Annotated in this window: 21 protein-coding genes; 11 read left to right on the top strand and 10 right to left on the bottom strand. The window is 72.1% G+C overall.

The window, feature by feature from the left end; genetic code table 11:
• Positions 1-67: 67 nt before the first annotated feature.
• Both C6N31_RS05615 and C6N31_RS05620 read right to left on the bottom strand, forming a co-directional pair.
• A complete protein-coding gene (locus tag C6N31_RS05615; RefSeq protein WP_381587503.1) occupies positions 68-1,078 on the bottom strand; it encodes a DEDDh family exonuclease in 1,011 nt (336 codons plus the stop codon).
• Positions 1,079-1,103: 25 nt separating this feature from the next.
• Positions 1,104-1,721: a TetR/AcrR family transcriptional regulator gene (locus C6N31_RS05620; protein ID WP_198357186.1), complete on the bottom strand. Its 618-nt coding sequence runs from the start codon at positions 1,719-1,721 to the stop codon at positions 1,104-1,106.
• Positions 1,722-1,850: 129 nt separating this feature from the next.
• On the opposite strand from C6N31_RS05620, the gene C6N31_RS05625 reads away from it, so the two are divergent.
• From C6N31_RS05625 to C6N31_RS05640, 4 genes are read left to right on the top strand one after another with little or no spacing between them, the layout of a single operon-like run.
• Positions 1,851-2,645, top strand: coding sequence for an acetoacetate decarboxylase family protein (locus C6N31_RS05625; protein ID WP_198357201.1), 795 nt, complete (start codon positions 1,851-1,853; stop codon positions 2,643-2,645).
• Entirely contained in the window at positions 2,645-3,529 is an 885-nt protein-coding gene (locus C6N31_RS05630; protein ID WP_138354989.1) for an SDR family NAD(P)-dependent oxidoreductase, read from the top strand. Before C6N31_RS05625 ends, C6N31_RS05630 begins: the two co-directional genes overlap by 1 nt.
• A 20-nt stretch (positions 3,530-3,549) precedes the next feature.
• A complete protein-coding gene (locus tag C6N31_RS05635) occupies positions 3,550-4,836 on the top strand; it encodes an amidohydrolase family protein (protein WP_138354988.1) in 1,287 nt (428 codons plus the stop codon).
• Positions 4,833-6,074, top strand: coding sequence for an amidohydrolase family protein (locus C6N31_RS05640; protein ID WP_198357187.1), 1,242 nt, complete (start codon positions 4,833-4,835; stop codon positions 6,072-6,074). Before C6N31_RS05635 ends, C6N31_RS05640 begins: the two co-directional genes overlap by 4 nt.
• 105 nt (positions 6,075-6,179) lie before the next feature.
• Here the strand turns inward: C6N31_RS05640 and C6N31_RS05645 are convergent, their stop codons facing one another.
• Positions 6,180-6,374: a hypothetical protein gene (locus C6N31_RS05645; RefSeq protein WP_138354986.1), complete on the bottom strand. Its 195-nt coding sequence runs from the start codon at positions 6,372-6,374 to the stop codon at positions 6,180-6,182.
• A gap of 135 nt (positions 6,375-6,509) precedes the next feature.
• Here C6N31_RS05645 and C6N31_RS05650 point away from each other — a divergent pair, with 135 nt between their 5' ends.
• Both C6N31_RS05650 and C6N31_RS05655 read left to right on the top strand, forming a co-directional pair.
• Positions 6,510-9,293, top strand: a complete 2,784-nt coding sequence (locus tag C6N31_RS05650; protein ID WP_198357188.1) for a LuxR C-terminal-related transcriptional regulator — start codon at positions 6,510-6,512, stop codon at positions 9,291-9,293.
• Positions 9,294-9,415: 122 nt separating this feature from the next.
• The gene (locus C6N31_RS05655; RefSeq protein WP_138354984.1) at positions 9,416-10,459 is read left to right on the top strand and encodes a zinc-dependent alcohol dehydrogenase family protein; all 1,044 of its coding nucleotides are present in this window, start codon (positions 9,416-9,418) and stop codon (positions 10,457-10,459) included.
• 60 nt (positions 10,460-10,519) lie between these two features.
• Here the strand turns inward: C6N31_RS05655 and C6N31_RS05660 are convergent, their stop codons facing one another.
• A complete protein-coding gene (locus tag C6N31_RS05660) occupies positions 10,520-12,022 on the bottom strand; it encodes a S8 family peptidase (RefSeq protein ID WP_232484798.1) in 1,503 nt (500 codons plus the stop codon).
• Between the two features lie 191 nt (positions 12,023-12,213).
• A complete protein-coding gene (locus C6N31_RS05665) occupies positions 12,214-12,405 on the bottom strand; it encodes a hypothetical protein (protein ID WP_138354982.1) in 192 nt (63 codons plus the stop codon).
• A gap of 162 nt (positions 12,406-12,567) precedes the next feature.
• Between C6N31_RS05665 and C6N31_RS05670 the strand changes: the two genes are divergently transcribed.
• From C6N31_RS05670 to moaA, 3 genes are all read left to right on the top strand, one after another.
• On the top strand, positions 12,568-13,041 hold the full coding sequence (locus C6N31_RS05670; protein WP_138354981.1) for a DUF485 domain-containing protein: 474 nt from the start codon (positions 12,568-12,570) through the stop codon (positions 13,039-13,041).
• Positions 13,038-14,666 carry a monocarboxylic acid transporter gene (locus C6N31_RS05675; protein WP_198357190.1) on the top strand — a complete coding sequence of 543 codons (1,629 nt, stop codon included), beginning with the start codon at positions 13,038-13,040 and terminating at the stop codon, positions 14,664-14,666. The genes C6N31_RS05670 and C6N31_RS05675 overlap by 4 nt, the downstream gene beginning before the upstream one ends.
• A 147-nt stretch (positions 14,667-14,813) precedes the next feature.
• Positions 14,814-15,803: a GTP 3',8-cyclase MoaA gene (gene moaA, locus C6N31_RS05680; RefSeq protein WP_244809124.1), complete on the top strand. Its 990-nt coding sequence runs from the start codon at positions 14,814-14,816 to the stop codon at positions 15,801-15,803.
• A gap of 102 nt (positions 15,804-15,905) precedes the next feature.
• Here moaA and C6N31_RS05685 read toward each other — a convergent pair whose 3' ends face one another.
• Positions 15,906-16,178: a hypothetical protein gene (locus tag C6N31_RS05685; RefSeq protein ID WP_138354978.1), complete on the bottom strand. Its 273-nt coding sequence runs from the start codon at positions 16,176-16,178 to the stop codon at positions 15,906-15,908.
• 177 nt (positions 16,179-16,355) lie between these two features.
• A complete protein-coding gene (locus tag C6N31_RS05690; protein ID WP_138354977.1) occupies positions 16,356-16,718 on the bottom strand; it encodes a DUF3099 domain-containing protein in 363 nt (120 codons plus the stop codon).
• A gap of 238 nt (positions 16,719-16,956) precedes the next feature.
• Here C6N31_RS05690 and C6N31_RS05695 point away from each other — a divergent pair, with 238 nt between their 5' ends.
• Entirely contained in the window at positions 16,957-17,232 is a 276-nt protein-coding gene (locus C6N31_RS05695; RefSeq protein WP_138354976.1) for a GlsB/YeaQ/YmgE family stress response membrane protein, read from the top strand.
• A 6-nt stretch (positions 17,233-17,238) separates the two neighbouring features.
• Here the strand turns inward: C6N31_RS05695 and C6N31_RS05700 are convergent, their stop codons facing one another.
• The 3 genes from C6N31_RS05700 to C6N31_RS05710 are packed head-to-tail and all read right to left on the bottom strand — an operon-like array spanning position 17,239 to position 20,727.
• Entirely contained in the window at positions 17,239-17,790 is a 552-nt protein-coding gene (locus tag C6N31_RS05700) for an RNA 2'-phosphotransferase (RefSeq protein WP_138355038.1), read from the bottom strand.
• 22 nt (positions 17,791-17,812) lie between these two features.
• Entirely contained in the window at positions 17,813-19,207 is a 1,395-nt protein-coding gene (locus tag C6N31_RS05705; protein ID WP_138354975.1) for a metallopeptidase TldD-related protein, read from the bottom strand.
• The gene (locus C6N31_RS05710; protein ID WP_198357191.1) at positions 19,204-20,727 is read right to left on the bottom strand and encodes a TldD/PmbA family protein; all 1,524 of its coding nucleotides are present in this window, start codon (positions 20,725-20,727) and stop codon (positions 19,204-19,206) included. Before C6N31_RS05710 ends, C6N31_RS05705 begins: the two co-directional genes overlap by 4 nt.
• Positions 20,728-20,975: 248 nt before the next feature.
• Here C6N31_RS05710 and C6N31_RS05715 point away from each other — a divergent pair, with 248 nt between their 5' ends.
• On the top strand, positions 20,976-21,902 hold the full coding sequence (locus C6N31_RS05715) for a lytic polysaccharide monooxygenase auxiliary activity family 9 protein (protein WP_138354973.1): 927 nt from the start codon (positions 20,976-20,978) through the stop codon (positions 21,900-21,902).
• Positions 21,903-22,022 lie beyond the last annotated feature (120 nt).

Genomic DNA, 22,022 nt, shown 5'->3' on the forward strand with positions numbered 1-22,022 from the left:
CACAGATTGCGCGGCGCGGGGGCGGCGGGCAACAGGTCGCCGGGCGCGTCGTCGCCGCGCCACTCGATCAGCCGTGTACCCCGGGCGCCGGGGTCACCGCCTTGAGGAGTTCCGCGAAGCGCCGCTCGTCGATGACGGGGGTGCCGAACGCGCGGGCCTTGGCGGCCTTGCTCGTCGGGGAGTCCGGGTCGTTGGTGACGAGCAGGCTGGTGAGACGGCTGACGCTGGACGCGACATGCAGCCCGGCGTCGGTCGCGCGGTCCTCCAGCAGTTCGCGGTCGATCCCGGTGTCACCGGAGAACGCCACCCGCATCCCCTGCATGAGCGGGCCCTCGGGCGCCATCCGGCCCGGGTTGGGGTACGGGCAGGACGACCGCTTGCGCGCCGGGCGCCAGCTGCTGGGGCGGTAGGAGCCGTACGACCCGCCGGCCGGCGCGGGGCGGGCCGCCGGCACGCTGCCCTCGGTCCACTCGGTGAGCGGCCGGCAGGTGTGCAGCGGCAGCGGCAGGCCGGCCGCGGCCGCCAGGTGCAGGCTGGGGCGGAACGCCTCGGCGAGCACCCGCGCGTCGTCCAGGGCGTGGTGGGCGCGCTGCTGGACGACGCCGTAGTGCGCGGCGAGCGACTCCAGCTTGTGGTTGGCCAGCGGCAGCCGGAGCTCCTTGGCCAGCACGATCGTGCACAGCCGCTGTTCGACGGGGGCGGTGGACTTCGCCCGCGCGTACTCACGGGCCAGCATCGACCAGTCGAAGACCGCGTTGTGCGCGACGAGCACCCGGCCGGCCAGCCGCTCGGCGAGCTCGGCGGCGATGTCCGGGAAGAGCGGGGCGTCGGCGAGCATCGCGCTGGTCAGTCCGTGGATCCACACCGGGCCCGGATCGCGCAGCGGGTTGACCGGTGAGTACCAGTGGTCCTGGACCTCGCCCCGGGAGTCCAGCCGGTAGACGGCGGCGGACACTATCCGGTCGTCGCGGCCGAGACCGGTGGTCTCGACGTCGACCACGGCATATCCGTCCGGGTAGGCGGCGGGCCACGGGGACGGGGAGGCGGTCGGCTCGGTGCGGTTGTCCAGCATGGTCATTGAGAATAAGGGGCGCCGCTGACACTCAGACACACAGCAGGGAGCCGACCAGGGCGCGCGTGGTGGTGGTGAAGAGGCGTTCGGGGTCGGGCGGGGCGGCCAGCGCGCGGGCCAGCGCCGGGTCGTGGCCGGCCGTGGCGGTGTCCCACAAGTCCTGTTCCGCGGGGCTCTGGGCGGGGGAACGTTCGCGGTTGCGTTCGACCAGAATGAAGCCGATGACGTGGAACTCGATGGCGCGCAGCGCCTCGGCGGCCCGCGCCCCGCGCAGCCCCGCGTCGTGCAGCTCATGGACCAGGGCCTGCTGGGCGGGGAGGAACATCAGCTCGGTGAGGCCGCGTTCGTGCACCATCGCGATCAGATGCGGCCGGTCGCGCAGCATCCGGCGCTGGGCGCGGGCGATGGACAGCACCCGGTCGAGCGGCCCGCGGCCGGTGGGCGCGATGGCGCCCATCTCCCGCACGGTACGGGCCACCAGTTCGTCGAGCAGCGATTCGCGGTTGCCCACATGCCAGTAGATCGACGTGACGGCGGTGCCCAGTTCGGCCGCGAGCTTGCGCATGGTCAGCGCCTCGGGGCCGAGCTGCCGGACAAGTGCGGCAGCGGCGTCGAGTACATCGTCGCGGGTCAGGGCGGTGCGCGGCATGGTGCTCCCATTGTGGACCGTGCACGCCTATTTACCCTTCGAGCGCGTCGGTGTAACTGTGTTACAGAGCTCGTCCCGAATCTCTCATGACGCACCCGTGTGACTGACATGAACGAAGGGCGGCACGACATGGCGCGAGTACGGTACGGCCCGCGGAGCGAAGCGGAAATGCAGGCGGCGAAGGCGGGCGGCGGCAAGCTCCCCGACATCTGGTCGACCGGGGTGGTGGCGGTCTGGGAGACCGACCCCGACGTGGTGGCACAGGTCCTGCCGCCGCCGCTCAAGCCGGGGGAACGGCCCCTGGTGCGGGTGAACATCAGCCGCGTCGATCTGTTCGGACACCCGCTGGGTGCCGGCTCGGTCGCGGTCTCCGCCCGGCACGACGGTGTCGAGGGCTGGTATCCGCTGGTGATGCCGATGACGACCGAACGGGCGCTGATCGGCGGCCGGGAGGTCTTCGGCGAACCGAAGAAGCTCGGCGAGGTCACCGTGGAGCGGGTCGGCGACGTCGTGATGGCGAAGCTCGCCCGGCACGGCATCGCGTTCGTCGAGGTCGCCGGCGCGGTCAGCGGCGCGCTGCCGCTGCCGGGAGTCACCGAGAAGACCGACTTCTACTTCAAGTTCCTCCCCGCGGTGGACGGCAACGGCTTCGACGGCGACCCGGTGCTGGTGCGCTGCAGCCGGCACGAACGGGTGCGCAAGCTCGAAGCGATGACCGGCAGCGTGGTGCTGCGCGAGTCCGCGTACGACCCGGTCGCCGACCTCTCGGTGCGCCGGCTCGTCGAGATCACCATCGGCGAGAAGACCAGCGACCAGTCGGGCCAGGTCGTCGAACGGGTCAGCGCGCAGGCGCTGCTGCCCTACATCCACCAGCGCTACGACGACGTCCAGCAGATCCTCGACGCGCCCCACCGGGAGGCCTGATGGACCTGCTGGCCGGACAGACGGCCGTGGTGACCGGCGCCGCGAGCGGCATCGGCTACGCCATGGCGGAACGGTTCGCCGCGGACGGGCTGAAGGTGGTCCTCGCCGATGTGGAGGAGGGCGCGCTCGACAAGGCCGTCGGGCGGCTGCGGGAGAATGGCGCCGAGGCCGTCGGGCAGCTCACCGATGTGAGCGACCGCGCCTCCGTCGAAGCCCTCGCCGAGGCCGCGTACCAGGCCTTCGGCGCCGTCCATGTGCTGTGCAACAACGCCGGGGTCGGCTCCGGCGCCGAGGGCCGGATGTGGGAGCACGACCCCAAGGACTGGCAGTGGGCCTTCTCGGTCAACGTATGGGGCGTCTTCCACGGCATCCAGGCGTTCCTGCCCCGGATGCTCGCGGCCGGTGAGCCGGGACACGTCGTCAACACCTCCTCGGGAGACGGCGGGATCGCGCCGCTGCCGACCGCCTCGGTGTACGCCGTCACCAAGGCCGCGGTGGTGACGATGACGGAGTCGCTCTACGCCCATCTCAAAGCCGAGCGCGCGGCCATCGGCGCCTCCGTGCTCTTCCCGGGCCCCCACATGCTCCGCACCGGACTGTGGGAGTCGCACCGCAACCGGCCCGAGCGGTACGCCAAGTCCGCGCCCCGCCGCACCCCGTACCGCAGCCTCGACCAGTGGGAGGCCGCGATGAAGGAGGCCGGGCACGAGGTGGCGTTCACCCCCGTGGAGGAGGTCGCCGGCTTCGTGGCCGACGGCATACGGGCCGGCCGCTTCTGGCTGCTGCCCGCCAGCGACCGCACCGACGCCCAGATCAGGGCGCGTTCGCAGTCGATGCTCGACCGGGCCGACCCGGGCTATCTGGAGAACTTCATTCTCGACTGAACGAGGGGACAGGAGACACCATGACGGATCCGTACCTGATCATCTCCTCGGACTGCCACGCGGGCCTGCCGACGGAGCAGTACCGGCCGTATCTCGACAGCAGGTTCCACGCGGACTTCGACGAGTTCCTCGGGCAGCGCCAGGCGCGCCGCGAGGCGATGACGCGGCTCGGGGTGCGCAACGAGGCGTTCGCGGAGAAGTGGTTCAGCGACAACGAGGAGGGGCTGCGCGGCGGCTGGGACAGCGCGCAGCGCGACAAGGAACTCGACGGTGACGGGGTGGCGGCCGAGGTCGTCTTCCCGGACGCCGACGCCGTCGACAGCCAGACCGCCGCGCCCTTCGGGGTGGGCCTCGGGCTCTCCGGCGACCAGGACCCGGCGCTGGGGATGGCGGGCGCGCAGGCGCACAACCGCTGGCTCGCGGAGTTCTGTGCCGAGCGCAGCCCGGAACGCCGCTGCGGGGTGGCGCTGCTGCCCATCACCGGCGACGTGGACGCGGTGGTGGCCGAGGTCCGCAGGGCGAAGGCGTCCGGCCTCGGCGCCCTGATGATCCCCGCCCGGTGGGTCGACAAGGCGGCGTACCACGACGCCCGTTACGACCCGGTGTGGGCGGTGGCGCAGGAGCTGGAGATGCCCATCGTGACCCACTCCGGATCGGCCCCGCACCACGAGTACGGGGACCATCTGGGCATCTACGTCAGCGAAGTGACGTTCTGGCCGTCCCGGCCGCTCTGGTTCCTGCTGTGGGCCGGGGTCTTCGAGCGCTTCCCCGGGCTGAAGTTCGGCATCGCCGAGTCCGGCTGCTGGTGGCTGCCGAACCAGCTGTGGTTCATGGACCGGCTCTACCTCGGCGCCCACGGTGGCAAGAAGCTCTCGCCGTTCGCCGAGCTGAAGCGGCCGCCGAGCGAGTACCTGGACCGCCAGGTGTTCATCTGCGCGACCAACACCAAGCGCCGCGAGCTGGCCCAGCGCTACGAGATCGGGGTCGGCAACATCCTGTGGGGCAGCGACTTCCCGCACCCGGAGGGCACCTGGCCCGCGACCCGGGAGTGGCTGAAGAACACGTTCCACGACATCCCGGTGACCGAGACCCGGCAGATGCTGGGGCTGGCCGCCGCCGAGGCCTTCGGCTTCGACACCGAGGCGCTGGCGCCGATCGCCCGCCGGATCGGCCCGACCCCGGCCGAACTGGGCCAGCCGGACGACCAGTCGGCCGTCGAGGCGTCCTGGGCGCGCGCCCGCGACACCGGACGGCACTGGCTGACCGGGCACGACTTCCCGTACGTGGGGATGGAGGCGGGCACATGACACCCTCCGGTCCCGACGACCGCTACACGGTGATCTCGGCGGACTGCCACGCCGGCGCCGACCTGCTCGACTACCGGCCGTACCTGGCGGCCGGCCTCCACGAGGAGTTCGACGCGTGGGCGGCCACGTACGTCAATCCGTACGAGGACCTGATCGCCCCCGAGGCGCCGCGCAACTGGGACTCCGGCCGCCGGCTCGCGGAGCTGGAGGCGGACGGCATCGTCGCCGAGGTCGTCTTCCCCAACACCGTGCCGCCGTTCTTCCCCAGCGGTTCGCTGCTGGCCCCCGCGCCCTCGAAGGAGGAGTTCGAGCTGCGCTGGGCCGGACTGCGGGCCCACAACCGGTGGCTCGCCGACTTCTGCGCGCAGGCCCCCGGCCGGCGCGCGGGCGTCGCACAGATCCTCCTCAACGATGTGGACGCGGCGGTCCGCGAGGTGCGGTGGGCCAAGGAGCACGGGCTGACCGGCGGCATCCTGCTGCCGGGCGCGCCACCGGGCTCCGGCGTCCCCGAGCTGTACTCGGCGGTGTACGACCCGCTCTGGGCGGTCTGCGACGAGCTGGACGTACCGGTGAACCACCACGGCGGCTCGGCCTCCCCGCCGCTCGGCGACGAACCCGCGGCCCGCGCGGTGTTCATGGTCGAGACGACATGGTTCTCGCACCGGGCGCTGTGGCACCTGATCTTCGGCGGGGCGTTCCAACGGCACCCCGGGTTGCGGCTGGTGCTCACCGAGCAGGGTTCGGGGTGGATCCCCGCCGTGCTCGACATGCTGGAGTACTACCACGGGCGGCTGGTCAGCGCCGCGACCCGGGCGGCCACCGCCGAGGCCAAGTTCGGCACCGGGCTGGCGGACGCGATGGGCAAGGGACCGAAGGCCGTCTGGCGGGACAACTGCTTCGTCGGGGCGAGCTTCATGCGCCCCCACGAGGTGCCGCTGCGCGACCGGATCGGCCTGGAGAAGATCATGTGGGGCAGCGACTACCCGCATGACGAGGGCACGTATCCCTACACCAGGGAGGGGCTGCGGATCGCGTTCGCCGGGCTCCCGGCCGAGGAGGTCGCCGCGATGGTGGGCGGCAACGCGGCCCGTGTCTACGGCTTCGACCTCGGGCTGCTGGACGCGGTCGCCGCGAAGTCCGGCCCCACGGTGGCGGAGATCGCCGAGCCGCTGAAGGAGCCGCCCGCCGACGCGACCAGTCCGGCGTTCGCACCGGGAGGTTCGGTCCGCGTCTGGTGACGGTGGCGGGGCGGTGATGACGGCCGGCGTGTTACCTCCGGCGGCGGGGAATACGGGGGAGAACCCCGCCGCCGGAAGACCGGGTGGACCGCGGTGTGCCGCGGTCTAACGCGATGACACCGTCCTGAACAGGGCGGACAGTGCCGCTCCGGGCCGCGCCGTGGAGGCGTGCCCGGACGGATCCTGGGTCGGTGACGGACGTGCGGCGTCCTTGGAGCCGCCGCCCGCCGTCACCAGCACGAACACGGAAAGGGCAAGCACGGCCAGGCTTACCGCGGTGGGCAGGCTCGGCCTGTGCATGAGGGTTCCCCCGGTGGATCGGCTACAGGCTCCACAGTGCCCGGGGCGGGGGTACCCGGCCATCGTGGACCACCACGAGATCAACCACGACAACACCACGGCATATCCTGGGACCGCGGCGGCGGAAGGGGTGCGGTGGCCACGGTGGGGGAGCAGCTCGGTCTGCGCGAACGGGACGGCCAGCTGGCCGTCGCGGCACGCCTCGCGGAACGGGCCGAGGCGGGCGCGGGCGCCCTGCTGGTGGTGCGCGGCGGCACGGGCAGCGGCCGGACCGCCCTCCTGGACGCGGCGGCCGAACTCGCCCGGCGGCAGGGCCTGGACGTCCGCCGTACCCGCTGCGCGCAGCACGACCAGGACGCCGGCAGCGTGCCGTCCGTCGTGCGGCGGCTGCTGGACGGCGCCCCCGAGGCCGCGTCCATCGACGAGCTGCCGCCCGGCGGCATACCGCTCGCACTGGCCGTCGACGACGTCCATCTGGCGGATCCGGCCTCCCGCGGCTGGTTCGGCCGGCTGGTGCCCCGGCTCGACCGGCTGCCGGTCCTGCTGATCCTGACCGAGCGTCACCAGTACGACATGACGCCGGCCCCGCGCGGCATCGCCTGGGGCCTGGCCCCCTCGCTCGTCCACACGGTGCGGCTGCCGCCGCTGAGCGGGCCGTCCGTCGACGCGATCGCCCGCGAACGGCTCGGCGGCGACCCGCCGCCCGGCCTCGCCGCGGCGACCGCGGGCAACCCGCTGCTGCTGCACGCCCTGTTGCAGGACCTGGCCGAGCTGCACCCCGGCGGCCCGCCGGAGCGGACCCCGTCGAGCGTCGCCGAACTCCACCCCGGTGCCTACGCCGACGCCGTCGCCTGGCTGCTGGCCGCGGCGGGCCCGCAGACCGCCGACGCCGGCTGCGCGCTCGCCCTGGTGCAGGACGAGCACGACCCGCTCGGCCTGCTGGCGGAATGGCAGCGCGGCGAGCGCCGCCGCACCGGGCGGAAGGGCTTCACGGTGCCGGGGCACGTCGGCGCGGGGCCGGCGCGCGGCGAGCCGGAGACCGCCGATCCCGCACGGCTGGCCGGCTGGGCCGCCGCGCTGCGGCACCACGGCTTCCTGGCCGCAGGAGGCGGCGAAGCCGGCGGGCCGGCCATGTTCGCCCACCCGTTGCTGCGCGACGCGGTGCTGCACACCCTGCCCCGCGAACGCCGGGACGCGGCGCACCGCACCGCGGCCCGGCTGCTGCACGAGCGCGGCGACCGGGCCGGCGCCGTCGCCGGGCATCTGCTGCCGGTCCCGCCGGTCGGCGAGGCGTGGGCGGCCGATGTGCTGCTCGCCGCCGCGCAGGAGACCCGCTCGGAACCGGCGGGCGTTCCGCGGGCCGTCGCCCACTTGCGCCGGGCGCTGGACGAGCCTCTCACCACCGAGCGGCGCGGCAGCGTGCTCACCGAACTGGGCTGCCTGGAGGTCCGGATCGACCGGGCGGCGGGGGTCCGGCGGCTCGCCGAGGCGCTGCGCGTGCAGCAGGACGGGCACGGCCGGGTGCGGGTGGCCAGCGCGCTGGGCACGGCGCTCGCCGCGCACGGCGAGGTGCCCGCGGCCATCGCCGTACTGCGCGAACTCGCCGACGGCTTCGCCGGCCGCCCCGACCTGCTGAGCGCGGTGCAGGCGGCGACCGCGCTCATCGCCTCGCACGACGGGGAGAGCTGGCGGCAGATGATCTCCGAACTGCTGCGGCTGCGGCATCTCGGCGACCCGGACCCGATGGCCGAGATGATGCTCACCGAGTACGAGTCGGCCGCCGGGCTGCTCTCGGCGGAACAGGCCTGGGAGCAGGTGCGTCCGCTGCTCGCGCACGGCTCGGTGGACCCGCTGCTGGAGCCGTACGTCCTGGGGTCGGTCGCCACCATCGCGCAGTGGGCCGACCTGCTGGACGAGGCGGAACGGTACGCCGCCCGGATCCCGCTCGGCGAGCCGGTGCTGCATCCGGGCCATGAGTGCCTGGTGAGCGTGCGGGCCGAGGCCGCCGTCATGCGGGGGGACTTCGCGCGGCTCGTCGACGACCAGGACCCCGCCGCCAATGTGCACGTCGGCGCCCAGACCATGATCGCGCTCACCGAACTCGACCGGCTGGACGAGGCGGCCGGGCTCGCCGGGAAGCTCGCGGGCCCCGGTCCCGACAACTCCTGGCAGTGGTGCGAGTTCCTGTACGCGCGCGGTCTGCTGCGCGCTGCGCGGGGTGATGACGGGGGCGCGCTGGAGGACCTCACCGACTGCGGCCGGCGGCAGGTCGCCCGCGGTGTGGTGAGCCCGGTCGTCACCGCCTGGCGCTCGGCGGCCGCCGACAGTCTGGTGCGGACCGGCCGGGCCGGCGAGGCGGTGCCGCTCGCCGCCGAGGAGCTGCGGCTGGCCAGGATCTGGGGCACGGCCCGTACCGAGGGTCGCGCCCTGCGCGCGCTCGGCTCGGCCACCGGCGGCCGGCGCGGCATCGAACTGCTCGAGGAGGCCGTCACCCGCCTGCGCGAGGAGCCGGCCGCCGAGCCGGAACTGATCGCCGCGCAGCTCGGCCTGGGCCGCTCCCTCACCGCCGCCGGGCGCTCAGGACAGGCCCGCGACGTGCTGCGGGAGGCCGCCGCGCGCGCCGAGCGGCTCGGCGCCGTACGCCTGGGCCGGCTCGCGCGGCAGGCGCTGCGGGACGGCGGCGCCCGCCCGCGCCGGATCCCGCACACCGGAACCGGCGCCCTGACGGGCAGCGAGCGGCGGATAGCGGAGCTTGCCGCCGCGGGCCACGGCAACGTCGAGATAGCGGAGCTGCTGCATCTGGCCCGCCGGACCGTCGAGACCCATCTGACCAGCACCTATCGGAAGCTCGGCATCCGGCAGCGGGCCGATCTGCCGACGGCGCTGGCGGCGGCTCCGGGGGACCCGGCCGGACGGTGACCGGCCGCGGCGCAGCACCTGCCGGCCGGTGCCCTGACCAGCCGTGACCCGCGGAGTGCGGCCCCCGGACCGCTGGCGTACCGTGAAGTCACCCCATTGAGCTGAGCAGCAAGGACACCCCCATGCGCGCCACCGCCATCCACGCCCCGTTCGACATCAGGGTGGAGGACGTGCCCGACGCCGCGATCCGGCAGCCCGGCGACGCCGTCGTCCGGGTGGTCCGCGCCTGCATCTGCGGCAGCGACCTGTGGGCGTACCGCGGCGAGGCCGCCCGCGAGCCGGGGCAGCGCATCGGCCACGAGTTCCTCGGCGTCGTCGAGGAGACCGGCTCCGAGGTGTCGGGACTGACGGCCGGCGACCTGGTCGTCGCCCCCTTCATGTGGTCCGACGGCGTCTGCGAGTACTGCGCCGACGGCCTGACGACCTCCTGTGTGCACGGCGGCTTCTGGGGCTCGGTCGGCTCCGACGGCGGCCAGGGCGAGGCCGTCCGGGTGCCCTTCGCCGACGCCACCCTGGTCAAGCTGCCCGCCGAGGCGCTCTCCGACGACCGTCTGCTGTCCGCGCTGCTCGCGCTGTCCGACGTCATGGGCACCGGCCACCACGCCGCCATCGGCGCCGGGGTCGGCCCCGGCACGACGGTGGCGGTCGTCGGTGACGGCGCGGTCGGCCTGTGCGGTGTGCTCGCCGCCAAGCGGCTGGGCGCCGAGCGGATCATCGCGCTCGGCCGGCACACGGCGCGCACCGACATCGCCCGCACGTTCGGCGCCACCGACGTCGTCGCCGAGCGCGGCGAGGCCGCCGTCGCGGCGGTCCGCGAGCTGACCCGCGGGCAGGGCGCGCACGCCGTCATCGAGGCGGTCGGCACCGAGCAGTCCATGCGGACGGCCGTCGGCATCACCCGCGACGGCGGCGCGATCGGCTACGTCGGCGTCCCGCACGGCAGCGGCACCGGCCTGGACCTCGGCGAGATGTTCAACCGCAACATCGCCCTGCGCGGCGGCGTCGCCCCGGTCCGCAGCTACATCCCGGAGCTGCTCCCCGACATCCTGTCCGGCGCCATCGACCCGTCCCCGGTCTTCGACCACGCGGTCGGCCTGGAGGGCGTCCCCGGCGGCTACAAGGCGATGGACGAGCGCACCGCCCTGAAGGTCATCGTCAAGCTCTGACGATGCAACGCCGGGCGGGCCCGTCCATCGGGCCCGCCCGGCGTCATCGGCAGCCGTTCGTTACTTGGTGACGGCGTCCAGGGCGTCGACGATGCCGTACCCGTAGAAGCTGTTCAGCCGCTTCGGGCCGGTGCAGGTGGCGTCCTGCACTCCGTTGCCGTCCGGGTCGTACAGGCCCGTCGGGCAGCCGGGGTTGTCGGCCTCGGCCTTGAGCAGCCACTGGATCTGCTCGGGCGTGGCGTGCGGGTGCCTGCTCTTGATGAGCGCCGCGACGGCCGCCACGTGCGGGCTGGCCATCGAGGTGCCCTGCAGGTATCCGTAGGTGTTGCCGGGCAGCGTGGCCAGGATCCGGCCGTTCTTGTCCGGGGTTCCCGGGATCTGGTACTTGTCCCCGCCGGGGGCGGCGACGTCGATGACGCCCCGGCCGTAGCTGGAGTAGTACGACTTGAGGTTCTGCACGCCGGTCGCGGAGACCGTGACGACGCCGGGCAGCTGGGTCGGGATGTCGAAGCACTTGTGCGGGTCGACGGTGCGGTCGACCGGGGTGCCGTCGTCCGGGCTGGACGCGTCGGAGAGCGCGTTCGAGTCCAGGTCGTCGTTGGAGTTGCCGGCCGACGCGACGTTCAGTACGCCCTTGCGCTCGGAGTACTTCGACGCGCGGTTGACCGCGTCGACGATCGCGCGCTGGTCGGGGTCGTCCAGGCAGTTGTAGAGCCACGGGTCGATGTAATAGCTGTTGTTCGTCACGGAGATGCCGTGGTCGGCGGCGAAGACGAACGCGCAGACCACGCTCTCCGGGTAGAACAGGCTGGTGACGGGGTCGCTGACCTTGATGGCCGCGACCTTGACGTTGGGTGCGACACCGGCCACGCCGATGCCGTTGCGCGCCGCGGCGATCTCGCCCGCCACATGCGTGCCGTGGTAGTCACTGGCCGGGTCGTACGGGCGCCAGGCGCCCGGGGTGGTGTCGGCCACTCCGCCCACGCAGTTCGCGGACTGCGAGGCGGAGAAGTTCGCGGCGAGATCCGGGTGGGTGTCATCGATACCGGTGTCGATGACACCGACCGTGACCTTCCGGCTGCCCGGGTTGATCTTCGCGGCCTTGTCGGCCTTGATGGCCACCAGGTCCCACTGGTTCGCCTCCAGCGGTTCCTGCTCGGTGCCGGCCTTCGCGTTGGCCGCGGTCGCCGCGGCGACCTGTGCGGCCGTGAGCCGCTCCGGCGCACCCAGTTCGGTGGTCGAGGCCGGGGCGATGGCGGCGGTGCGGGTGGCGCCCGCGGTCTGTACTCCATGGGCCTTGCGTATCGCGGCGGCGAAGCCCGGGTTCGCCGAGTGCACGACGATGACGCCGATCTTCTCGTACGAGATGACCACCTGGCCGCCGGCCCGGGATATCGCGTGTTCGACGCTCTTGACGGTGCCGTGGTCCACGTTGGTGTTGACCACGTAGGACAGCAGCGGGCCGTCGGCCGCCACCGTGCTGTCCGCCGCCGACGCCGAAGCGGCGCCCGGCAGTACGGCGACGGCTGCCGCCAGCGCCATCCCGACGGTCGCCGCGAGCATGCGGCGCCGTCCGGACCGTCTGTGAAGAGGAACCATGGGATCTCCAATCGTCCAACGACCCGCCCTGACGGCACGGTTGCCGTTGGACGGGTACATGACGATGGAAGCTATCGTCGTACCGGTGGCGCCATCAATGGATTGCGGTGGAAATCCCGGATTCCTACCGGATTCCCGTTCGAACCGGTGGCGCGTCAGCCACCGCTGTGGCCGGACCGCAGCGCCTCGATGCTCAACAGGGGTATGACCACCCGCGGTCCGTACCACCGCCCGGGCGCCGCGCGGCCGGCCGGCTGCGGTGCCGCGGCCACCGGGACGGTCAACCGGACGGCCCCGTAGGGCAGTCGGTGCGGACCCGGGGGCGGGGAACTCGGCGGGGTGTTCACGGGCGATGTCCTCGGTGCTGCGTCACGGCCGCGTCCGGGCCGCTTCGTGGCGGTGCTGGGCACTCTGTACAACGAAGCGCCCCGGTCCCGGTGTCGGCCCTGATCCGGATGGCGGCAGATTTCACCCATGGCCTGTTGAACACCCGCCGTCACACCTCTAACATGCGGTCTCCGATCATCGACGTGACGCAGATCACTCATGGAGGCACCGTGGATCCCGCACCACCGTCCGCCACCCCGGGCCCGCCGACCCCCGCCTCGTACTCCGAGGTCGAGGCGAGCCCGGAATTCGGCGAACTACGGCACTCCTACCGGGTGTTCGCGTTCCCGGTCACCGTCGCCTTCCTCGCCTGGTACCTGCTGTACGTACTCCTGTCGAGTTACGCGGGCGGGTTCATGGCGACCAAGGTCGTCGGGCACATCAACGTGGCCTTCGTCTTCGGCCTCGCGCAGTTCCTCACCACGTTCCTCATCGCGTGGATATACGCCAGGTACGCGAATGCCCGGCTCGACCCGGGGGCCGAGGCCCTCAAGGCGCGGCTGGAGAACCGCACCGCGTCGGTCGGCCTCGACCCGGCGGCCGAGGTTCCCGGGGCGCGGCTGGAGAACGACGCTACGTTGGAGGACCGCTCATGACCACCGGCACGATCAACCTGGCGGCCGAGGCGGCGGCGTCCGAGCACCGCACCCTGATCATCACGCTCTTCTCCGTGTTCGTCGTCATCACCCTCGGCATCACCGTCTGGGCCGGCCGCCAGACGAAGGACGCCACCGACTTCTACGCGGGTGGCCGCGGCTTCACCGGGTTCCAGAACGGTCTGGCGATCTCCGGCGACTACATGTCCGCCGCGTCGTTCCTCGGTATCGCCGGCGCCATCGCGCTCGTCGGCTACGACGGCTTCCTCTACTCGATCGGCTTCCTGGTCGCCTGGCTGGTCGCCCTGCTGCTGGTCGCGGAACCGCTGCGCAACTCCGGCCGCTTCACCATGGCCGACATGCTCGCGTACCGGCTGCGCCAGCGACCGGTGCGCACCGCCGCCGGCACCTCGACCATCGTCGTGTCGATCTTCTATCTGCTGGCCCAGATGGTCGGCGCGGGCGCCCTGGTCTCGCTGCTGCTCGGTGTCACCGGCGAGGGCCCGAAGCGGCTGATCGTGGCGCTGGTCGGCATCGTCATGGTGCTGTACGTGACGATCGGCGGCATGAAGGGCACGACCTGGGTGCAGATCATCAAGGCCGTGATGCTGATCCTCGGCACCCTGCTGATCACCATCCTGGTGCTCAACAAGTTCCACTGGAACCCGTCCACGCTGCTGGGCGCCGCGGCCGAGAAGAGCGGCCAGGGGCACAAGTTCCTGGAGCCCGGCCTCAAGTACGGCATCGACAGCACCAGCAAGATCAACTTCATCTCGCTGGGCCTGGCCCTCGTCCTGGGCACCGCCGGGCTGCCGCACATCCTGGTGCGCTTCTACACCGTGCCGTCCGCGAAGGTCGCCCGTAAGTCCGTGAACTGGGCGATCGGCATCATCGGCGGCTTCTATCTGATGACCATCGCCCTCGGGTTCGGTGCGGCGGCGCTGGTCGGCGCCGCCAAGATCAAGGCGAGCGACAAGTCCGGCAACACCGCGGCGCCGCTGCTCGCCGAGTACGTCGGCGGCGGCCCCGGCACCACCGGCGGCGCGATCCTGCTCGCGGTGATCTCCGCGGTGGCCTTCGCCACCATCCTCGCCGTCGTCGCCGGCCTCACCCTCGCCTCGTCGGCCTCGTTCGCGCACGACCTGTGGGCCAACGTGATCCGCAAGGGCAAGGTGAGCGAGAAGAACGAGGTCATCACCGCCAAGATCGCCGCGGTCGCGATCGGCGCGGTCTCCATCGGGCTCGGCATGTACGCCACCAAACTCAACGCGGCGGCCCTGGTGGCGCTCGCCTTCGCGGTGGCCGCCTCCGCCAACCTGCCGACCATCCTCTACAGCCTGTACTGGAAGAAGTTCACCACCTCGGGAGCGACCTGGTCGATCTACGGAGGACTGGTCTCCTCGGTCGCCCTGGTGATCTTCTCGCCGGTCGTCTCCGGCGCCCCCGACTCCCTCTTCACCGGCAGCGACTTCCACTGGTTCCCGCTGGGCAACCCGGGCATCGTCTCCATCCCGCTGGGCTTCCTGCTCGGCTGGCTGGGCACGGTCCTGTCCAAGGAGGAGCCGGACCTCGAGAAGTACAAGGAGCTGGAGGTCCGCTCCATGACCGGCGCCGGGGCACACTGACCGGCCTGCCCCCCACGAGAGACCACGATTCAACAAACTGTTGCAATATGGGGCCCATCGCGTACGCTGCGGCGATACGCGGTGGGTCACCGTGGTCCTAAGCTGGAGTGGCGGGCGCACCTGGTGCCCGCGAGGGAGGCGGAACGCGTGCTGATCGACACCTACGGACGCGTGGCCACCGATCTGCGGGTCTCGCTGACCGACCGGTGCAATCTGCGCTGCACGTACTGCATGCCCGAGGAGGGCCTGCAGTGGCTGGCCAAGCCCGAGCTGCTCACCGACGACGAGATCGTCCGGATGGTACGGATCGGCGTCACCGACCTCGGCGTCAAGGACGTCCGCTTCACCGGCGGCGAGCCGCTGCTGCGCCCGGGCCTGGTCGGCATCATCGAACGCGTCGCGGCCCTCGAACCCCGCCCCCGGATATCGCTGACCACCAACGGCATCGGCCTCGGACGCACCGCAGCCGCGCTGCGCGACGCCGGCCTGAACCGGGTCAACGTCTCCCTCGACACCCTGCGCCCCGAGGTCTTCCAGGCCATGACCCGGCGCAAGCGCCACCACGACGTCATCGGCGGGCTGGAAGCGGCCCGCGCCGCCGGCCTGGCCCCGGTGAAGGTCAACGCGGTCCTCATGCGCGGCGTCAACGACGACGAGGCCCCGGACCTGCTCCAGTGGGCCGTCGAGAACGACTACGAGCTGCGCTTCATCGAGCAGATGCCGCTGGACGCGCAGCACGGCTGGCAGCGCAGCGACATGGTGACGGCCGAGGAGATCCTGGAGAGCCTCAGGACCCGCTTCACGCTCACCCCCGAGCCCAACGGGGCCCGCGGCTCCGCGCCCGCCGAACGCTGGCTGGTGGACGGCGGCCCGGCCCGGGTCGGCGTCATCGCCTCCGTGACCCGCCCCTTCTGCCGCGCCTGCGACCGTACCCGGCTCACCGCCGACGGCCAGGTCCGCGACTGCCTCTTCGCCCGCACCGAGTCCGACCTGCGCGCCCCGCTGCGCTCCGGTGCCACCGACGCGGAGATCGCCGCGCTGTGGAAGACCGCGATGTGGGGCAAGAAGGCCGGCTCCGGGCTCGACGACCCGTCGTTCCTGCAGCCTGACCGCCCGATGTCGGCGATCGGCGGCTAGTACCCGCCCGACCCCGGAGTCCGACCCCGGAATCCGACCCCGGAATCCGGGGCCGGAGTCTGCGTCTGGTCCCGATGGGCCGGACCGCGGTTCCGTCCGCTATCAGGACGCCGCCGGGCTCCCCGGTGCCGCGGGATTCTCCGGCGCGACGGGGTCCGCGGGGTCCGCAGGGTCCCGCCAGTCCGCGAACGGCACGACGTCCTTCAGGAACCCCCGCAGGTCCAGGAACTGCGACAGGTGCTCCCGGTGCTCGTCACAGGCGAGCCAGGTCTTCCGGCGGTCCGGGGTGTGCAGTTTGGGGTTGTTCCACGCCAGCACCCACGCGGCGGTGGTGCGGCAGCCCTTGGCCGAGCAGATCGGCGTCACGTCGTTCATAGCTGCCAGTAAACATGGCGACGCCGGGCAGCCACGGGGGGAGCCGCCCGGCGTCGGTCCGTCGCTCCGACGGGGGATGCGGAGCGCGTACGAAGTATGTCACGCGTGCACCCCGGTCGAGGAGTGGATCCTCATGATTGATCTGAGCTTTTCTTGAGGTTTCCGGCCAGCCGCGGCTCAGTTTCGACTGCTGTACGGACCCTCCGGATATTCCGTTCCGGGCTCCACGTGACCCTCCAGGACGACCGGTTCCAGCATCGGCCGGGTCGGCGGCGGGACGAAGGACGACGGCAGCGACGGCGCGTTCGCCCGTCCCGCGTTGGCGATGACCACCGCGACATAGGGCAGCAGCGCGCCCAGCACCAGCGCGACCCAGGCCAGCGGCCGCTGTACGTTCCACAAGGTCACGGTCGCGATGACCGAGGCGGTACGGACCAGCATCGAGATGACGTAGCGGCGCTGCCTGCCCTGTACATCCTGAGTGAGACCGGTCCGGGCTCCGGTGATCCGGAAGACCTCGCCGTCACTGTGCTTCCGCATCACATTCCACCGCCTGCTCGGCCCACCGGGCCGTACCGAATTCTGTTGCGGGGACCCGCCCCAGGCCCTTCTCACGGTACGCCGCGGGTCCGCCGCATTCGAGACCGGGGCCGCCCCGCGAGTGGCGTGCCGACCCCGTCGTACGGCGTATGGACGCCCCCGACATGCGGCGTAGCCCACCCCGGATCAGACTGACGTCACGAGTGCATCGTCACTCGAACGCGAGGAGGCGTGTGACATGAGTTGGTTGTGGGCGATCATCGTCGGTCTGGTTCTGGGTCTGATCGCGAAAGCGATCCTGCCCGGCAAGCAGTCCATCCCGCTGTGGCTGACCGCGATCTTCGGCATGCTCGGCAGCATCCTGGGCAACGCGGTGGCGACCTGGATCGGCGTCAACGACACCAGTGGCATCGACTGGACCCGGCACCTGCTGCAGTTGCTCGGCGCCATCGCGGTGGTGGCCGTCGGCGACGGACTGTGGGCGGCGATCCGAGGCAAGAAGGAAGCCGCCTGACGACCCTCAGACCGGGCGCTGTCGCAACCGCGCCGGCGGAACCCGGTCGGTCAGCCACACGCCGTTGGCGCTGACCCGGAACACATGGCCCTCGGCGGCCAGCCCGGCAGCGTCCACCTCCAGCACCACCGGACGGCCGTGCCGCGCACCCACGCGCACGGCCGTCTCCACGTCCGCCGACAGATGGACGTCCTGACGGGACATCGGCAGCAGCCCGTCCCGGAGGATCAGCGGCAGCGTCGTGGTCGCGGTGCCGTGGAACAGCACGTCGGGCGGCGGCGCGGCCGCCAGTCCGAGGTCCACCGGGACCGAGTGCCCCTGGCTGGCCCGGATGAGCCGGCCGTCCGGCGAGTACTCGTACCGCTTCTTGTTGTTCGTCGCGACGACATGGTCCAGCTCGGCGCGCGAGAAGCGGCGGCCCGCCCGGTCGCAGGCGGCGATCAGCTCGTCCACCGCCACCCAGCCGCCCTCGTCGAGGGTCACCCCGACCGCTCCCGGATCGTGCCGCAGCACCAGGGCCAGGAACTTCGAGACCTTGACCGTCCGCTTCTCGTCCACCGTCGTCATCCTCCTGGCAGGGTCAGACGCCCTGGCTGACCGAACTCATGTTGAAGTCCGGGATCCGCATGGCCGGTGCCGCGGCCCGGGTGAAGTAGTCGCTCCACTCGCGCGGCAGCGTCCGCTCGGTGCGGCCGGTCTCGGCGACCCGGCCGAGCAGGTCCACCGGCGACTCGTTGAACCGGAAGTTGTTCACCGCGCCCGTCACCTCGCCGTTCTCGACCAGGTAGACCCCGTCCCGGGTGAGGCCGGTGAGCAGCAGCGTCGCCGGATCGACCTCGCGGATGTACCACAGGCAGGTCAGCAGCAGCCCGCGGTCGGTGGCCGCGACCATCTCCTCCAGCGACTTCGTGCCGCCGCCGTCCAGGATCAGGTTGTCGCCGGCCGGGGTCACCGGCAGGCCGGTGAGGCCCGCGCTGTGCCGGGTGGTGGGCAGCCGGTTGAGGACCCCGTCCCGGATCCAGTCGACCGGACCGACCGGCAGGCCGTTGTCGAACACCGAGGAGTCGTCGCCCGAGGCGTGCGCGATGACGAACGGCGCCGACTCCAGACCGGGCGCCTGCGGGTCGCTGCGCAGCGTCAGCGGCAGGTCGGAGAGTTTCTCCCCGACCCGGGTGCCGCCGCCGGGCTTGCTGAAGACGGTGCGGCCCTCGGCCGCGTCCCGGGCTCCGGACGACCACAGCTGGTAGATCGCCAGGTCCGCGACGGCGGTCGGCGGCAGCAGCGTCTCGTAGCGGCCGGCGGGCAGCTCGATCCGGCGCTCCGCCCAGGCGAGCCGCTGCGCGAGCTCCGCGTCGAGCGCCGCCGGGTCGACGTCCTTGAAGTCCCGGGTCGAGGCACCGGCCCAGGCGGACCGGGAGCGGTCCGGCGACTTGGCGTTGAGTTCCATGGTGCCGGTCGGCTGGTCGTGCCGCAGCCGCAGCCCGGTGGAACTGCCCAGGTAGCTGGAGGTCACCGAGTGGAAGGCGAAGCCGTACAGCTGCCGTCCGCCGGCCCGCGCGGTCGCGAAGGACTCGCCCAGCGCCGGTGCGAACGACCCGAAGACCTCGGAGGAGGTCTCGGCGGGCGGCTCGGTGAAGGCGGCGGAGTGCGCGGTCCCCTCGACGAGCGGCTGCGCGTCCTCGGCCGGTCCCGCGGCGCGGGCCGCCTCCTCAGCGGCCCGGACCAGCGGCTCCAGATCGTCGGTGGTCACCGCGGAGCGGGACACCACACCGGAGGCGGCGCCCTGCGAGCCGTTCACCGTCGCGATGACGGTGAGGGTGCGGCCCCGGGTCACGCCGTTGGTGGTCAGCGCGTTGCCCGCCCAGCGCAGGTTGGCGCTGGACTCCTCGTCCGCGATGACGACGCAGCCGTCGGCGCGGGACAGTGCCAGGGCGCGCTCGACGATCTCGTGCGGAGCGGTGCTGCGGGGGCTCATCGGCCGGCCTCCTGGGTCGTGTTCAGGATGTTGACACCGCGGAACAGCGCGGACGGGCAGCCGTGGCTGACCGCCGCGACCTGGCCGGGCTGGGCCTTGCCGCAGTTGAAGGCGCCGCCGAGCACATACGTCTGCGGGCCGCCGACGGCTTCCATCGAGCCCCAGAAGTTGGTGGTCGTGGCCTGGTAGGCGACGTCCTTGAGCTGGCCCGCGAGCCGGCCGTTCTCGATCCGGAAGAACCGCTGGCCGGTGAACTGGAAGTTGTAGCGCTGCATGTCGATGGACCAGGAACGGTCGCCGACGATGTAGATCCCGCGCTCGACGCCGCCGATCAGCTCCTGCGTCGACGGTCCGTCCGGCGCCGGCTGGAGCGACACGTTCGCCATCCGCTGCACCGGCACATGGCCGGGGGAGTCGGCGTACGCGCAGCCGTTGGACCGCTCGAAGCCGGTGAGCTTCGCGATCCGGCGGTCCAGCTGGTACCCGACCAGGGTGCCGTCCTTCACCAGGTCCCAGGTCTGCCCGGCGACGCCCTCGTCGTCGTAGCCGACCGTCGCGAGGCCGTGCTCCGCGGTGCGGTCCCCGGTGACGTTCATCAGCGCGGAGCCGTACTTCAACGTGCCCAGCTGGTCGAAGGTCGCGAAGGAGGTGCCCGCGTAGGCCGCTTCGTAGCCCAGCGCCCGGTCCAGCTCGGTGGCGTGGCCGATCGACTCGTGGATCGTCAGCCACAGGTTGGACGGGTCGACGACGACGTCGTACGAACCGGCCTCCACGGTCGGCGCGAGCATCTTCTCCGCCAGCAGCTCCGGGATCTCCGCGAGTTCGGCGTCCCAGTCCCAGCCGGTGCCCGTCAGGTACTCCCAGCCGCGGCCGGCCGGCGGGGCCAGGGTGCGCATGGAGTCGAAGTCGCCGCTGCCGGGGTCCACCGCGACCGCGGTGAGCTGCGGGTGCAGCCGCACCCGCTGCTGCGTGGTGCTGGTGCCCGCGGTGTCCGCGTAGAACTTGTTCTCCTGGACGGTCATCAGGGACGCGTCCGCGTGCGCGACGCCCTTCGCGGCGAGCAGCCGGCCGCTCCACTCGGCGAGCAGCGCCGTCTTCTCCGCGTCCGGGACGTCGAAGGGGTTGGTCCCGTACTCGGAGACCCACACCTTCTCCGCGTGCACCGGCTCGTCCGCCAGCTCGACCCGTTCGTCGGATCCCGCGGCGGCGATCACCTTCGCCGACAGCTTCGCCATGGCGACCGCCTGGCCGGCGACCCGCGCCGCCGCGTCCATCGTCAGATCGACGCCGGACGCGAAGCCCCAGGCGCCGCCGTGCACGACCCGGACCGCGTAGCCGGTGTCCGTGGTGTCCGACGTGCCGGACGGCCTGGCGTCCCGTAGCCGGTACGTGGCGCTGCGGATCCGTTCGAAGCGGAAGTCCGCGTGCTCGGCTCCGAGCGCCCTGGCCCGGGCGAGTGCCGCGTCGGCCAGCGCCCGCAGCGGCAGTGCCAGGAATGACTGATCGACCTCGTGAGGCACAGCGGCCTCCTCCTTCGCCCGATTCGACAGGTCTGATGCGACAGGTCTGCGCAGTGAATCATGCCGCTCGGACAGCACGGACGGCCACGGTATATCCGGCGCGTTCCGGGAATTGATGATGCTCCGTCAGAAGCCGGTAGCCGCAGGCCTCTTGTCGTTGGTCCAGACCAATCCTATGCTCAGTTCTGCTGTCCCCCCACGCCCCTGTCCGCGCAGTCACCAGCCACAGCACGACAAGGAGCCCCCACATGTCAGCCCCCCACCTGCCGGCACTCCGTGTACCCCCGCCGCGGCTTCCCGCGTTCCGCCATGCCGCGGCCGTCGGCGCCGCGGGCGCCGCGGCACTGGCGCTCGTCGCCCTCACCCCGGTGTCCGCGAGCGCGCACGGCGCCCTCAGCAGCCCCGTCAGCCGGATATCCGCCTGCTACGCCGAAGGCCCGGAACACCCGCAGTCGCAGGTCTGCAAGGACCTGGTCGCCATGAGCGGCACCCAGCCGCTCTACGACTGGAACGAGGTGAACATCGCCAACGCCGACGGACACAGCCGGGACATCATTCCCGACGGCAAGCTGTGCTCGGCCAACCGCGACAAGTACAAGGCCCTCGACATGGCCCGCACCGACTGGCCCGCCACCAGCGTCGCCACCGGCTCGTTCAACGTCGGCTTCCGTGTCACCGCGCCCCACCGCGGCGTCATGACCCTGTACATCACCAAGGCCGGCTACGACCCGACGAAACCGCTCAAGTGGTCCGACCTGGACGCCACTCCGATCGCCACCTACACGACCAGCTCCACCGCGACGAGCGGCTACTACAACTTCACCGCGAAGCTGCCCAGCCGCTCCGGCCGCCACCTGATCTACCAGGTCTGGCAGCGCACCGACAGCCCCGAGGCGTTCTACGGCTGCTCCGATGTCGTCTTCGGACAGGGCGCCGCCGCCAAGGCCCCGGCCGCGCCCAGCGACCAGCAGATCGCCGCCGGGGCGAGCCGGTCGACGGTCAGCCACCAGGGCCACGGCGGGGACACCACTCTCGTCACCCAGAACACGGCAGCGAGCGGCCAGGCCGCCGGCACCCTGAAGACGGCACTCGGCGGCAGCGCCGTTCTCGCCGCGGGAGCCGTCGGAATGATCCTCCGCGGCCGCCGCCGGACCGCAGCCCGCACACAGGCGTAACTCCGCCGACTGTAGGGACCCGACAGGGACAGCTGGATGCCCCTGTCGGGGCCGGTTCCCTGTATCGCTGCCCGGACCGATAGTTTCGTGGTGATAGCCACAACTATGGGAAAGGGTGAT

Origin of the sequence: Streptomyces fildesensis (assembly GCF_016107395.1) — a bacterium.
Classification (GTDB): Bacteria; Actinomycetota; Actinomycetes; order Streptomycetales; family Streptomycetaceae; genus Actinacidiphila; species Actinacidiphila fildesensis.